The sequence below is a fragment of the Anaerococcus porci genome (genome assembly GCF_009696575.1).
GTDB lineage: Bacteria > Bacillota > Clostridia > Tissierellales > Peptoniphilaceae > Anaerococcus > Anaerococcus porci.
Map to the genome: position 1 here is coordinate 228,214 of NZ_VULQ01000001.1, position 14,007 is coordinate 242,220.

Genomic DNA, 14,007 nt, shown 5'->3' on the forward strand with positions numbered 1-14,007 from the left:
ATTATAATTTTACTATACCATAAATTTAATAATTTTACTAGAATTAAGAACATTATACCGTTTTTTATTGAATAAATAAAAAATTTGCAATTTTTTAAAACAGGTAGTATACTTAATTAAGTGCCACTTTAGCTCAGTAGGTAGAGCGCATCCATGGTAAGGATGAGGTCCTCAGTTCGATTCTGGGAAGTGGCTCCATTTTATGCCCATTTTTACGGAATTTCAACGTTTGTATTGATAAAAATGCTAAGAAATTTGGAGAAATCCGACTGGTTTGGTAACACGTTGGTAACTGGTTGGTAACACAATAAAAAAATAACTAATGGTACAATATAGAGAATCAAGAAGAAAGTGATCTGCTTTCTTCTTTTTTTATTCTTTGTTAAATAGTGTTGGTAGATAAAATAAACACAATTATTTCCAAGGAAGTAAGAAAGTAGAACATACTACTTCTTGGTTTTTAATTTCTTAAAACTAGATTCCTACTTACAAAAACTCTAGTCCTAAAATTAACAAATGATCTAAAATAAATATGCTTAATAGCTTAATAAAATTGTTAATCCCTTCAATAGAATCATTAGGATATTTATAAATAAAAGAATTCTCAATAAAATCTAAATACTCAAAATAAATATTAATAGACACATGCATCTTAAGATAAATCTTATCATTAAAATACATTAAATGTCTCTTAACACCCTTAATAAATTCATGATGAATATCACCCAAAAAAGATATATTATCCACTTTAATATTTAGTAAATTTGTAATAAAATAATCAATAGACATATTTAGTCTCCTTTTTAAGTTGTGGTTAATTAATTGTAAGGTAAATAATTAAATATGCCTTTTTTTCACTAAAAAATCAAGCGAAATCTTCTGTAAATTACAGACTACATTCCGCTCAAAATAGATTATTAGATTCAATATTTACAGAATTGAGTTCAGATATTGAACCACTTTTTTAAACTTAGAAAAAATAATTATAAAAATCTCCCGTTTTCTAAAAGTTTTTCATCATCTAGATACAGCGTCGGATTAAGAATTATCCCATCAAGGTGGCAACTTGCTTGGTTTTTCCCGCCAAATGATGTATTTGTACCAAAAGCTATATGAACAGTTCCATATATTTTTTCGTCTTCAAGAATCACTCCAGTAAGTCTTGCGGCAGAATTTGTTCCAATTCCAAGTTCTGCTATAGTGTGATTTTCTTCACTTACAAAGAGAATTGAAAGCTTATTGTCATCATCACCCTCTAATTTGACTATCTTGCCATTTTCTATTTCAACAAGCAATGGTTTTTTCAAAAGGCCTATTCCAACCATTGAACCATCAATTAACATTTTTCCATTTACACCAGTCTCAATAGGCGCTATATACGCTTCTCCAGAAGGCAAATTTCCGCCTTCGCCTTTATTTTTATATACGCCAGGGGAAGAAACACCAGACCTTCCGTCTAGGTTTAAATTTAAAGTATAGCCATCTTTTTCTATTCTTGCATATTTTGCCTTTGTAAGTTTTTCTGTAATTACCTCAGTTAACTTGATAACTTCATCATAATTGGCATTTATTGCACCGTTTTCGAACATATCTTCAGTAATTCCAGGCATGCTTGCAACTCTTGTACCTGATTTTAATGCATTTACTTTTGCATTTGTATGCGTCATTGAAACTGTAGTAGCTGCAATAACGACATCTACCGATTTCATTAGTTCTTCAACTTCTAAAGGTAATTGTTCCCCACTTACTCTTCTTGGTTTCATAACAAATAGATAAGATTCTTTCGCTATGTTTTTTGCTTCTTCATACAATTTATTTGCTATATTAATTTTGTTGTCATCAGTGAGTATTAAAACTTTTTCTTGTTCTTTTATACCCATTGCATCAATTAAAACCTTTTTGTAACTGTTCAAAAAATCACCCCATTTCACTTATTATTTTGCCAATCAAGTTATTACCCAATACAACACTTTTTCCTGTTTTCTCAACAAAAAACTCTCTCATTTCCTTTGAATAACCCATACAATCCATAAAAACAACATCTGGATTTATTTTTTCAATATATTCTACTGCGTTTGAAAATTCTTTTTGATTTTTTGCATATGGAGATACGTTTATGCAATATAATTTTTCAATTATCGCTCCCCACTTCTCCTTTGATTGTGGAATTTGTAATTCATCCGGAACTAAAATCAATAGCGAACCATTTCCAACCAATTCTTTAACTACTGGAAAAATTAATCTTTGTGGAAAAATAATATTTTTCTCTGTAATAAATTTATGTTCAAAAACTCCTGTGCAAAGCATTAGAATTAAATCGGCATTTTTTTCTTCTTTGTAAATTATATCTTGTATTTTTTCCAAAATATATTTTTCTGCAAACTGAACATATTCATCAGATTTAAGTTTTGACTCTAAAACATAATCACTATCTTTGGGAGAAAAGTTTTTCTCAATATAGTCTTTTGACAAACCGTCTAATGCGCCTCGCTGAATAATATTAAATTCTTTCAGGTATTTGCCCATTGAAGATATAATGTCATTCCTTGGCGCTTGACCTATCGTTATACATAACAACGTCTTCATTTAATCACCTAGTGTTTGAAACTTTTTCATTGAACCATATTTTTGTAAAATTTTTTCATATTCTATTTTGTCGTAAAAATTTATTTTTCCTTTACCATAGGCTTTTGCAACTTCGACTACAAATCTTCCGCAAGTTTCCAACACACTCGGATGTGATGCGCCTGTGGCACATCCTGGAACCACTGTTTCTGTTGTAATTGCGACACCAACAACAGGTGCTTCAGTAGCTGTAGCAGGTTGTAAAATGCTGTTCAAATGATATAAGTCATTTCCATAAGGTGTAATGTCTTGTTCAGACAATGCAAATACTTTTGGAAGTTGTCCTGTGGTTATCTCCATTAAATCTAGCAAATCATCACTAACTTTTAAGATATATCCTTCTTTAACTGTTGGAGAAATTGCGAACCCATTATAGTTAATTATCCTATTTCCTTTTGTAGTATCAATGGATAAAACAGCATCAAAATCTCCTCTTACTTCTTCTTCATTTACCACTTGCATATCGACTGGAGAACCCATAAAAGGAACTGGTTCATGTGGTTGAGTAGGTGCGTCAGGGCAAATATGGGTTGAAACTATAATATCTCCATTTAAAAAGTCACCCTTGTTTTGCATATCAAGTAATTTTGCAGCAACTGATAAAGCAACAAGTGCACCATCTCCATCAGAAACTATTCCCAATCTTTCTGGTCTAGCTCCGATACCTCCAAGTCTTCCTAAAACGCCTAAAGTTGGCGCGTTTCCCCCTTCTGACTTTCCATTTTTACCTTTAATTTTTATCCTAATAAAATCGGTTGAGCCTTCTTCTCCTGAAATCGTATGTACTTCTATTTCAGTATCTCTTATTGATTTTAAATATTCCGCAACCTTTTCTCCTGTTATATCTGATGAATCTACTAAATTATACACATCGATTATTTGTTTAATTAGCATATCTTGTTCATATCTCCTTCCCAATTATTTTTGATACTTCATCGAGCAGTGTTCTTTCATGCATTGGCGAACCCAAAATTAACTTATCTGCTTTTACGCCTATAATAACCACTTTCATATTTTCTTCGACCTCAGCAGTTGTTACTGTATCATAATTCTTTTTATTGAAAGTCATTATTAAATCTGGGAAACTGTAAAGTCTTTTTTCTTTTTTATCAATAGTCATATATTCATTCCAAAACGTTAGTTGATAATCACCAACATTAAAGGAACCAATATCAAATCCTTCTTTCATATCCAATTTAAAGTTTTCGATTTTTCCTTCAGTAATTATCTCACCTCCTAAAAATTCAACTGCTGTTTCAATAGGGTTTCCATTCGTTTCTTTTACTTCAAGCATCTTTTCTCCTAGACTTAATGCTTTAGATATGGCACCAATAGCTCCGTTTTTCTTCAAATAACTTGCTTTTACTGAATTTCTAGCAACAACAACTAAGCCACCCGCATGAACCGCAGCCTCTCTTACAAGTTTTGCACAGTTATTAATATCCCCTCTAACAACTCCTCTAATATTCATTTTCTTCTCTGGATTTCCACCAGCATAAACCTGAATACTTTCATAACCTTCAACTTTATGGAGATTAAGGCTACCCATTATTCCAGTAGGATGAGCTCTTCCATTAGCTGGTGCATCTACAACAGGAACGTTTGAAATAACGCTTTGCATCCATCCGTTCACTGTAGCACCACCACCATTTTCTATTGTTATTACACCTTTTATATCTTTTCCTAATTCTTCACTCATTTTGCTGATTGTGTATAGATAATCATCTTGACTTACATATTGCTCTTTTGAAGATGGAGCTCCTACAAGTGATGTACAAACAATTATATCTTCATCATCAAATTCATTTATGTCAGATAACCTTACTTCACCCTTTTCAAGAGCCAAAAGTCCGATTTTTTTACCTTGAATTTTTGATCCTCCTCCACCGCCTCCTAAGACACTACCACCTATGATTGCTTTTTCAACATCAATTTCATTTAATTTTTTCATAAAAATTCCTCCTAATACAAGCACCATAAGCCATTAACCCTTCAGCGTAAACACAATCGACAACCTTTAACCCAATTTCTTTTTCTATATACGGAGCAATCTTTATTGTTGAAAGTCCTGTGCAGGCAAAAACCAAAACTTCTGCACCTAAAGACTTTAGATTATGACAATGTTTCAATGCTCTTTCTCTACCAAAGTCTTTCATTAAATCTAGTGTGTTTTCAATTCCTTCGATATATGGCTTACCCACAATGTCATCACCAATAATCATTTTATAAGACTTTGGAACTTTTTTTGTAATTCCAACAACGCCAACTTTTTTTCCATAAATTTTACTAACCAATGAAGCACTTTCTCCCGCACCAATTACCGGAACTTTAACCTCTTTTCTTAACTCTTGTAAAGCAGGATCTCCAGCACAACTAATAATCACTGCATCTTTGTCAGTGTAATTTTCTTTTACAAGTTCAATTATTTTTGGTATAGCAATTATTTCGGTTTCTTCGTCATGTATACCTTCTGACTGATCTTTGATAGCCATAGATTCAACTTCAATATTAGGGAAATTTTTTTCTATAATTCTTCCGTGTGAGTTCATAAAATTTTTGTCAAAGTTTGATAAAACTCTTACCAATCCTATTTTATACATAATAAATTCCTAAAATATCGAATTAATTAATCCTGCAATGAATCCATAAATACCGTCTCCTGCGATTAATCCTGCATCCCTAGTTTCCATAAATTCAGTTCCTATTGCCAATCTGACAATAACAGCTAAAATTACTCCTATTCCATACACTGGATTATTTATTAAAAGACCCGTTGCAAACAATACTCCAACCATTCTTGAGCTTCCAGAAATAGCTTGTATAATAAAGCCTGGTATTGCCCAAATCAACAACGTTTTGATCAATTCAGTATCAGCTTGAGCCTGAACAGTAGTTGCAAAAACTCTACTTACAGGTGGCATTAAATCTTGATTGAAATATACCGACATGGTTAAAGCTACAACCACCACACCGATTAATCCACCAACTGCTTCTATTATAACTTGTTGCTTTCTTCCATATAATTCATATTCTATATCTTCGCTTTTTCCTCTTAATATCCATCCAGTTTTTAAATCATATCCCATATCTGCAAAACATGGACCTACTGATGAAACAAATCCTGTCAATAATGCCAAAGGAACTACTTCAAATCCCATGAACATACCTATGGTCATAAATATAGTTGTAATTGCAAACGCCGGAAACCATCCCGAGTGCATAGCAGCCATCCCTACCAGAATCATAGCAACAACAGCAGAAAATGTTGTCCACAATACCCATAATATCAACTGAGAAACTCCCATATTAGTAATTATTCCAGAAACCGCCGCAAGTGCTAATGAAGATATTAAATATACAATTATTGCCACTAAAATTACTTTCTTTGTTTGAGACGCACTGACTGTTGTTTTAATATTTTCATTATTTTCTGTTTTAGTCTTTTTATCAGATTTGCTTATAATTAAAATAGATTGAATAAGCGCCATTAATCCTGCACCAATCATCACTCCATGTGGAATATAAGTATTTCCTAAATTAAATCCGAAAAGTTGTTCAGAATATCCTCTTATTAACAATCCAACTCCTAATGCTACCATGGAAAATATATTTGAAATAAATACAATTCCTATACCTGCTGCAGGTAAACCAAAATGACTAGCAACAGCCCCTACAATTAACCCTTCAAGTAATCTTTTTCCTTTATCTCCACCTTGGTCGCCAGCAATTATAGCGTCGGCAGTAGCAACTCCTGGAGGCCATGCTGCGCTAGCTGGAAAAACAGGCGTATCATACAATTTTCCAACTATTACTATTGAAACTACTACTCCTATAGCACTTCCTATTGCCATTGGAAATATCATTTCTTCTTTTCCTAATACAAAAAATATCGCACATGCTAGAAAGGTACAATTAGCTGAAGAGAAACCAGCAGCCGATACTGTCGTTTGTATCAAATTTTGTCTCTCAAGGGATTTAAATCCGCTTAAGTATTGTAAAGGTATTTTTGCTAATACCATCGCTACTATTGCCCCAATAATTGAAGTATTTGGCGTGAAACCAACTTTCGCAATTATCTGCATGCATATTATTGCAGAAAATACAGATAGAATAATTCCTAAAATGAACACCTTAGGTTCAAATGCACTAATTCTTTGTTTTTTCATACTACCCTCCTTAAACATAATAATAAATCATTTTGTTTAATTTTAATATATATAAAAACAAGAATATTAAAGTTATATTTTATGAAAAGTCATAAATACTCAAATGGGATATCAATTTAAGAATGAACAAATCGTCAAGTCTTGAAGTATCTAATCCTGTTATCTTACTTATTCTCAACAGTCTATATCTTAAAGTTTCTACATGTATATGAAGTTTTTCAGAACTTTCTTTTTTGCTCAAATTATTTCTTATGTATGTCGAAAGTGTATTTAACAATTCAGCGTTGTGCTCATCATCATAGTTTTTAAGTTTTTCTAAGATATCAAAAAGATAAAGCTTCATTTCTTCGTTTTCTAGAATTTCTAGTAATATTTTAAAGTTTACAGAGTTATCTAAGGTATCAACTTGCTCTTTTGAAATATTGCAAATATTACAAGCCTCTTTGTATGCTTGATTAATATTCTCTAATCTATTTTTTAGAGTTGATACTCCAATTTTTAAATCTTTGTAAGTGGCTGCAATTCTTTTTATCAAATCTGAAATAGGATCATTTTTGGAAAATACAAATGTTACCATATTATTTCCATCTTCCGTAAATAGAAATTTTTCATTTAGAGAAAATTCCATTATTTGGCGTATTCTAGAATTAGATTCTCTAGAATTTAACCATTTGAAATATATAGCGTAATAACTTTCTTCATACCAACCCATATATGACAAAATGCTATCTCTGAAACGTTCATCTAGTTTTTGTCCACTCAAAAGTATTTCCGTAATGATTCTATTATTAGCACTTTGTGCTAAAAGAATATTTTGTTCAGAAATCACTATATTTTTCAATAGTGAAATCGCATAATTAATACAGCTTTCTTGAAAATCCGTCAGATCTTCTTTGTTTTTCCCCTTAACTATTAGATAAGCAAATATATATCCCCTATGTTTAAGAGGAATATAGTAATTACTTTTTATCATTGAATTACCAAGTAGCTCACTAAACTTCTCATAGCATACATCTAGACCTGTTAATTTTCGTACTTCACTTATTATTTCTTCCATGCAGACTCCATCAGTCTGCTTGCTTAATAATTTATAGTAAGATTTTAATATATTTAGAATATTATCATTTACTTTATTAAATAATAAATCATAAAATCTATTAACAAGATCTGAGTAAACAGTTTCTCGCTCTAACAAAAAAACAGGAATACAATATTTATTTGCCTCATTTATTAATTCGTCAGATATAGAGCCGAAATATCTCCCAACTTTTATACCTATTGCCGCAACATTTTTTTCGTGCGCAGTTTTTATTAAATTTTCTTTATATTGCTCGTTACTAGTAAATGCATATCCTGCAGTAAGAACTAACTCATTTCCTTTTAGCCAATCCATTCCATCGGGAGTTTCCAATATTAAAATATTCTTTGCTTTATTTTCTAAACCATCTCGTCCAGCTATTAAAGTACTCTTATTTATATAATTTTTATCAACCAATTCTCTAACAGTTAAATAGTTTTCCAAAAAATCACCTCTTCTTAAGTTTTCTATATTTTAACTTACTATCATCTAAAAATGCAAATAACACTAATTTTCAAAAGAATAAATTAAAAAACCTATTGATGATTGCTTTTTAATTAAACAAAAAATATCAGTTTGCATCAACCATGAATAAGCTGAAACACAGACTATTTAACACAAAAAATTTTTATCAACTACAAGCTGGTTCCATTACTACACAAAACATACCTTTCATTATCCTTTGAGCTCCATGACTATAGCCTATGTAATTCTTTTTATTGAAACTTTTCTATTTTTACTTTCCAACTAGATCTTCATTAGTCGAACTCTTTGCATAACTATAGGGCACGTATCTACTAAGAAAGTATCTAAAGTAATAGAGAATATGTACACAAAAACATATTCTAAATCTTTTATATCAACACTAAGCAAGAATCTTGATAAAGAAGTTAAACTATAGAGAATAGTAACTTAAGTATAATAAAATATCCATAATTACTTTTAGACGTGGTTTACATAAAGTTAAGACAAAATCATAGAGTGGTGTCAAAAACTTGCAATATTACAATAAGAATAAACGAAAAAGAAAATAGAAAAATCATAGGATTAGACCTAAGTTATAGTGAAAGCAAGTATTCATGGTAAAATTTCTTCAAATATATAAAAGCTAAAGCCCTATCTGTGCTTAAATGATAATATAATATACTCATAAAGGACTAGTAAATTTTACACGAAATTTTGGCTTTGACTATTTTTTATTAAATTTAACTTATTGGTATTCTTATCTTTAAATATATGAATTCCCTGTATCCTTTTTTGGAAATAAACCTTGAGAAAGAATAATAATTTCTTATATTATTATCTTATTAGTAGCATAATCAAGATACTCCATATCATGTATATCACTCATTTCAGGAACTGACCACTCAGCCCAATAAGCATTATTAGGATGAGAAGAAAGACATTGTTTCCTGAAATTAACAAAAACCATACCTGATGATACAGGAGTTGGAGGAGTCCCACACATTATAGTCTGAGGATTTTTAGATGAGGTAACTGTATACTTTAAAGCCGACTCTTGATCATCTGTATACTCTTGAGCCTCATCTATAATTAAAAGGTCAAAGCCTTCTCCAAGACCACCAGTGGTAGTCCTAGTCCTAAACTCAACTCTTCCCCCAGTTTCTGGAATCTCCACTCTCTCACGACCAGTAGCCCTAAGAGATTCATACTCAATCCCAGCATCATCAAGCACTCTACAAAGTTTCTCCCATGATGCATGAGAAGTATTGGTCCTATGGGCAGTATGGTTTACAACTTCACCATTAAGAAGGGAATATATCTCCCTCATCACTAAGATTTCACTCTTACCATTTCTTCTTGGCAAAGAATATCCACACTTAGTATGAGTCCAAAGCCCATCCTTATTAATGGCCAAGATATCCTTTAAAAGTAACCTCTGCCACTCCATTGTCTTTCTCTTAGATCCTTCATAAAGCTTAATAGCCTCTTTATAATCCGACTTACTATAACTATGACTTATTTTATGGGTAGGAGTCTGCTTACCTAATCTATTCATATAACAAACCCCCTTAAAAAATTGCAAATAAAAAAAGCAGTTTAACGACATACTAAGGTCAATCGAATTTAAAAATTAATATCTATATATAGAGCCAAAACACTACCTACAAGATCCACAATGTAAGGCAACCAAACCAAAAACCAGGACCAATCAATAAAGCCTGTAAGTTTTAACCCTATAAAAAGCAAAGTTAGTAGCTCATAAAAATTAACCCCTTTACTCTTCGTTTCCATAATACCTCCAATAAAAAAAGAACCTTAAGTTCTCTCATAAATATCTTTATGATTTGATTTTATATAGTTTTTATCTAATTTCTTATTAACTAATTTCCTATATGCATTCATATATATTTCTTCTTTATCTCCATTCAAAGTAAATTCATAATATAAGGCCCCCTTATGTGGCATAGACAATAGAGCCTTTGAATTTTGTAAAGTCTTACAAGACCAAACAACAAACACATCTTTCACATCAAACTGTTCGCTAATATCAAGCGGTATTTCAACTCTACAAGCCTCAAAACTTACCACTTCTCTTTTTGCTATTTCTATAAAATCTTCATGTTTCATTTTGTTTTCCTTTCTTTAAATTAACATTAAAAAAGCACCTCTAATATCTTATACCTGTAAGCTATTAGTTGTGCTTATTCGAATTTTATATCCTTTATTTCATCAATTTTTATAGCAATATTTTCATCTTTTGTAGATATATAGAATGTATCGAACTTATAATCCTTGTCATCAAAATCTTCTGCCATTAATATGCCATCTCCTGAGCCTTCAAAAACTTTACCATTTTTTAATATTACTTTTATATAATCTGCCCATTGTGCCTTTTCTAAATCAATCAAAATCTTCTCCTTTAATTGGAACTATATGACTACCTTTTTTCGAATATATTATCTTTCCTTTTGTAGTTGGATATCTCTTATTTCTATATACATAATACCCAATAAACCTATTAAAATTTATATTTTCTTCATTCCTAGGTTTGCCAGATTTGGTAACTGTCACAATGCCTTTCCCAAAATTATCATTTATAAGTCTTTGTGCAATATCATAATCTATAGATAAAATACTTTGCATTCCATAGCCCTTATTTATTCTTGATTTATAATAATCGTCAAATCTTTTAGTCCCTTCTATGTGTTTTTCATAATGATCTTTATTAAAGTTTAATTTTAAATTTCCTTTTCTTACTTCCTTAGCTATATAGATAGATGAAGATCTGGCAGTTATAGCTAACCTCTTATCTTTATTAGAATCAGTCCATTCTTTATGAGTATGAACATTCCTCTTCTTACCCCCATCTCTAGGGTCATATATAACAGTACAATCACAATGTCTATGACGTCTAAAGACTGCATTACCATTATCTTTGACATCTTTATAATCATATACACAAACAAGACTTGAACACCAATCACAACAATGTCCATTACTCTTTCTTATAATCTTAGGGGAAAGACCTGCCTTATAGTGAAAATCTGCATTAGACCTAATAAGATTATCTATAACAGACATAGAGAAGTTTTCTATAGAAGAATAAAAGGTATCAGCTGCATCCTCATATTTATCACTATTAGATACATAATTTACAATACCACGAACCTTATCTTCGTTATACCCACTGTCTATAGCCTTTATGCTAATGCCTGCATCCTTATTTAGCCTAGTTTGAACTTCCTTTCCATAATCATTAATAATATTATAGTTTTCCTTTAGCCTAGGATTAATAAGTCTATCAGCTATATTATAATACATCTTTCCATCAGGAAGAACTCCATCTTTCAAATTGTCTTTAAAAGCATCAGCTAAAATATCTCCAAGCTCCTTAGCAAATTGAGATGAATCCTCATGATTGGCCATCTTCTTTTTTAACCTCAAAAGCTTATCTTTTAATACCCTAGATTCCTTAGTCTTAAGCTTAAAAGATTCATCTATAGCCTTAGCTAATTCAGGAACTATATCCTTATCCATTTAAATCGCCCTTATCTATTTCAGGAGGATTCTCACTTGCATTAAAACCAGTAAGGTCAGAGAGATTATCCTTGCCAAAAAATCCAGGTATAGCCTGATTAATCTTAATAGATGCATCTCCAATCCCAGAAAGAGTAGCCACATCAGGCTCGAACACAGGTTGCCACTTAGGCTTAATAGAATAAAACTGATTCCTTAAATATGGATGCTTATCTTCAAGACACCTTGCCACATAGCCAACATTTAAAAACCCAGCTCCAAAACATCTTTGAGCCTTTCTAGCAGTAATCCTTAAAGTCTCATGACTTGCCTTAATAGCCTCAGCAGATGATGGATTGTCAGTAATAAAACCTAGTTCATCGATAGTATATAATAATTTTCATTTTAGACTGAAGTAATTTCAGAATTTATGGTAATCTATATTTTGACGAATCACTAATAATAACTAATACTATTTAAAGATTTAAGAATCATTTTTCTTCTTACAAAAAAAGAGACTTAAAGAAAGTCTCAATTTCATCTTATTCATTTATTAAGTTCAATTTTCTTAATATTGTCATAAATAAGGAAAGAAGTACTGCTACAACTGATGCTAATACCATTCCAGAAAGTTCAATTGATGCTAATTTAATTTTTAATCCAGATAATCCCGCTATAAAAATTACAGAAGTTAGAATTAGGTTAACAGATTTAGAATAGTCAACCTTTTGATCAACTAGAAGTCTTATTCCGCTTGTTCCAATCATTCCATAAAGTAGAAATGTAACTCCACCAATTACATTGCCCGGTATGGTTTGAATTAAGGCAGCTAGTGGTCCAAAAAATGCCATAATGATTGATATAATTGCAGCAGCGCCTATAACTTGAACAGAATATACTCCAGTTATAGCCATTACTCCAATATTTTCACCATAGGTTGTGGTTGGTACCCCTCCTACAAGACCAGAAAGCGCAGATGAAAAGTTATCAGCAAATATTGACCTATGAAGTCCTGGGTCTTCAAGTAAATTTCTTCCTATAATATTACTTGTGACAACTTGATGAGATACATGCTCGCTTGTTATTACAAGTATTACTGGAATCATTGATAGAATTGCCTCTGCTGAAAATTTAGGTGAAGAGAAGTTTGGTATAGTAAAAATTTTTGCATCTATTACTGGTGTGAAATCTACCATGCCAAAAAATATAGCAGAAATATAACCTACTATTATAGCTATTAAAATAGGGATTGTTGAAAAGAATCCCTTAAAAGCAACAGAGCCAATTATGGCAGTAAATAATGTTATGGCAAATACAAAAAAGTCACTAGTGGTAGCTGTGTTTGTCATTAGATTGGCACCAATTGAACCACCTGTTACTGTATTTCCAGCAAGTTCAAAACCTATAAGGGCTACTACTGCTCCCATTGCGGCAGGCGGTAGTACTAAATCTATCCATCCTATACCAAATTTATAAATAAAATAAGCTAATAAACAACCTAGAAGTCCGACAACAATAAAAGCACCTTGAGCATATTCAAACCCATCTTTTGCAATTATAGCTGTACCTGGTGCTAAAAATGCAAATGAAGAACCTAAATAAGCTGGTGCCTTTTTCTTTGTAATTAATATAAATAATAAAGTTCCTATACCATTCATAAATAGCACAATTCCTGGATTTATTTTAAATAAAATAGGAACTAGTACACTTGCTCCAAACATTGCAAAGGTATGTTGGATTGACAAGGGCAATAATAATTTAAAGGGTACTCTATCTTCGACTTGGTAAATTTTTTTGAATTTTTCATAATACCTCCATATTTTACTAAGAGTTATGTTAACAAATATAGATTATATTGTCAATAATAATCTTAAAAATAGGCATATGAAAAGCCCAGAGAATCTGGGCTAAATTATGTATTATCTTATTCTGCTGGTGAGATTGCTTCTACTGGACATACTGCTGAACATGATCCACAGTCGATACAAGTATCTTCATCTATAACATAAGCTGCATCTCCTTGTTCAATAGCTTGAACTGGACATTCTCCTTCACAAGAACCACATGAAATACATGTATTTTCATCTATTCTATAAGCCATAATTTACCTCCTAATTTATTATATTTATATTATAGTAGTTAGCTTTATTTATGTCA

General features: G+C 31.4%; 15 protein-coding genes, 1 tRNA gene and 1 pseudogene. 2 read left to right on the top strand and 15 right to left on the bottom strand.

Annotation, left to right across the window (positions count from 1 at the left end; translation table 11 throughout):
• Window positions 1–122: 122 nt before the first annotated feature.
• Window positions 123–198: transfer RNA gene (locus tag FYJ26_RS01125), tRNA-Thr, on the top strand.
• A 785-nt stretch (window positions 199–983) separates the two neighbouring features.
• On the opposite strand, the gene FYJ26_RS01130 is transcribed toward FYJ26_RS01125, so the two are convergent.
• The 7 genes from FYJ26_RS01130 to FYJ26_RS01160 form a co-directional block, all read right to left on the bottom strand.
• Window positions 984–1,913: an aminopeptidase gene (locus FYJ26_RS01130; RefSeq protein ID WP_229771184.1), complete on the bottom strand. Its 930-nt coding sequence runs from the start codon at window positions 1,911–1,913 to the stop codon at window positions 984–986.
• A 4-nt stretch (window positions 1,914–1,917) separates the two neighbouring features.
• Window positions 1,918–2,586, bottom strand: coding sequence for an AroM family protein (locus FYJ26_RS01135; RefSeq protein WP_154538899.1), 669 nt, complete (start codon window positions 2,584–2,586; stop codon window positions 1,918–1,920).
• Window positions 2,587–3,519: a DUF1177 domain-containing protein gene (locus FYJ26_RS01140; RefSeq protein WP_154538900.1), complete on the bottom strand. Its 933-nt coding sequence runs from the start codon at window positions 3,517–3,519 to the stop codon at window positions 2,587–2,589.
• A 7-nt stretch (window positions 3,520–3,526) separates the two neighbouring features.
• The gene (locus FYJ26_RS01145) at window positions 3,527–4,576 is read right to left on the bottom strand and encodes an S-methyl thiohydantoin desulfurase domain-containing protein (RefSeq protein ID WP_176269271.1); all 1,050 of its coding nucleotides are present in this window, start codon (window positions 4,574–4,576) and stop codon (window positions 3,527–3,529) included.
• Window positions 4,560–5,225: an aspartate/glutamate racemase family protein gene (locus FYJ26_RS01150; RefSeq protein ID WP_154538902.1), complete on the bottom strand. Its 666-nt coding sequence runs from the start codon at window positions 5,223–5,225 to the stop codon at window positions 4,560–4,562. Before FYJ26_RS01150 ends, FYJ26_RS01145 begins: the two co-directional genes overlap by 17 nt.
• Before the next feature lie 9 nt (window positions 5,226–5,234).
• A complete protein-coding gene (locus tag FYJ26_RS01155; RefSeq protein WP_154538903.1) occupies window positions 5,235–6,809 on the bottom strand; it encodes an OPT/YSL family transporter in 1,575 nt (524 codons plus the stop codon).
• A gap of 61 nt (window positions 6,810–6,870) precedes the next feature.
• Window positions 6,871–8,313, bottom strand: coding sequence for a PucR family transcriptional regulator (locus tag FYJ26_RS01160; RefSeq protein WP_154538904.1), 1,443 nt, complete (start codon window positions 8,311–8,313; stop codon window positions 6,871–6,873).
• 346 nt (window positions 8,314–8,659) lie between these two features.
• Between FYJ26_RS01160 and FYJ26_RS11490 the strand changes: the two are divergent.
• Window positions 8,660–8,952 (top strand): annotated as a pseudogene (locus FYJ26_RS11490) (transposase); the annotation flags it as partial.
• 208 nt (window positions 8,953–9,160) lie between these two features.
• Here FYJ26_RS11490 and FYJ26_RS01175 read toward each other — a convergent pair.
• The 8 genes from FYJ26_RS01175 to FYJ26_RS01205 all read right to left on the bottom strand — a co-directional run bounded on the left by FYJ26_RS01175 (window position 9,161) and on the right by FYJ26_RS01205 (window position 13,951).
• A complete protein-coding gene (locus FYJ26_RS01175) occupies window positions 9,161–9,889 on the bottom strand; it encodes a hypothetical protein (RefSeq protein ID WP_229771185.1) in 729 nt (242 codons plus the stop codon).
• A gap of 68 nt (window positions 9,890–9,957) precedes the next feature.
• Entirely contained in the window at window positions 9,958–10,125 is a 168-nt protein-coding gene (locus tag FYJ26_RS10760; RefSeq protein ID WP_176269269.1) for a hypothetical protein, read from the bottom strand.
• A gap of 24 nt (window positions 10,126–10,149) precedes the next feature.
• Window positions 10,150–10,461, bottom strand: coding sequence for a DUF6275 family protein (locus FYJ26_RS01180; protein ID WP_154538905.1), 312 nt, complete (start codon window positions 10,459–10,461; stop codon window positions 10,150–10,152).
• Between the two features lie 74 nt (window positions 10,462–10,535).
• Window positions 10,536–10,742 (bottom strand): hypothetical protein, encoded by a 207-nt coding sequence (locus FYJ26_RS01185; RefSeq protein ID WP_154538906.1) that lies wholly within the window; start codon window positions 10,740–10,742, stop codon window positions 10,536–10,538.
• Window positions 10,735–11,871, bottom strand: coding sequence for a polymorphic toxin type 50 domain-containing protein (locus FYJ26_RS01190; protein ID WP_154538907.1), 1,137 nt, complete (start codon window positions 11,869–11,871; stop codon window positions 10,735–10,737). Before FYJ26_RS01190 ends, FYJ26_RS01185 begins: the two co-directional genes overlap by 8 nt.
• Window positions 11,864–12,103: a hypothetical protein gene (locus FYJ26_RS10930; protein WP_229771186.1), complete on the bottom strand. Its 240-nt coding sequence runs from the start codon at window positions 12,101–12,103 to the stop codon at window positions 11,864–11,866. The genes FYJ26_RS01190 and FYJ26_RS10930 overlap by 8 nt, the downstream gene beginning before the upstream one ends.
• A gap of 289 nt (window positions 12,104–12,392) precedes the next feature.
• Window positions 12,393–13,670 carry a uracil permease gene (gene uraA / locus FYJ26_RS01200; protein WP_326831226.1) on the bottom strand — a complete coding sequence of 426 codons (1,278 nt, stop codon included), beginning with the start codon at window positions 13,668–13,670 and terminating at the stop codon, window positions 12,393–12,395.
• A gap of 104 nt (window positions 13,671–13,774) precedes the next feature.
• Window positions 13,775–13,951 (bottom strand): indolepyruvate ferredoxin oxidoreductase subunit alpha, encoded by a 177-nt coding sequence (locus FYJ26_RS01205; RefSeq protein ID WP_154538909.1) that lies wholly within the window; start codon window positions 13,949–13,951, stop codon window positions 13,775–13,777.
• Window positions 13,952–14,007: the final 56 nt, after the last annotated feature.

Bases quoted from the DNA above. Each gene is read 5' to 3' on its own strand.
- FYJ26_RS01205 (WP_154538909.1), bottom strand. From the start codon at position 13,951: ATGGCTTATAGAATAGATGAAAATACATGTATTTCATGTGGTTCTTGT.
- FYJ26_RS01135 (WP_154538899.1), bottom strand. From the start codon at position 2,586: ATGAAGACGTTGTTATGTATAACGATAGGTCAAGCGCCAAGGAATGAC.
- FYJ26_RS10760 (WP_176269269.1), bottom strand. From the start codon at position 10,125: ATGGAAACGAAGAGTAAAGGGGTTAATTTTTATGAGCTACTAACTTTG.
- FYJ26_RS01180 (WP_154538905.1), bottom strand. From the start codon at position 10,461: ATGAAACATGAAGATTTTATAGAAATAGCAAAAAGAGAAGTGGTAAGT.
- FYJ26_RS01150 (WP_154538902.1), bottom strand. From the start codon at position 5,225: ATGTATAAAATAGGATTGGTAAGAGTTTTATCAAACTTTGACAAAAAT.
- FYJ26_RS01140 (WP_154538900.1), bottom strand. From the start codon at position 3,519: ATGCTAATTAAACAAATAATCGATGTGTATAATTTAGTAGATTCATCA.
- FYJ26_RS01145 (WP_176269271.1), bottom strand. From the start codon at position 4,576: ATGAAAAAATTAAATGAAATTGATGTTGAAAAAGCAATCATAGGTGGT.
- FYJ26_RS01190 (WP_154538907.1), bottom strand. From the start codon at position 11,871: ATGGATAAGGATATAGTTCCTGAATTAGCTAAGGCTATAGATGAATCT.
- FYJ26_RS01175 (WP_229771185.1), bottom strand. From the start codon at position 9,889: ATGAATAGATTAGGTAAGCAGACTCCTACCCATAAAATAAGTCATAGT.
- FYJ26_RS01155 (WP_154538903.1), bottom strand. From the start codon at position 6,809: ATGTTTAAGGAGGGTAGTATGAAAAAACAAAGAATTAGTGCATTTGAA.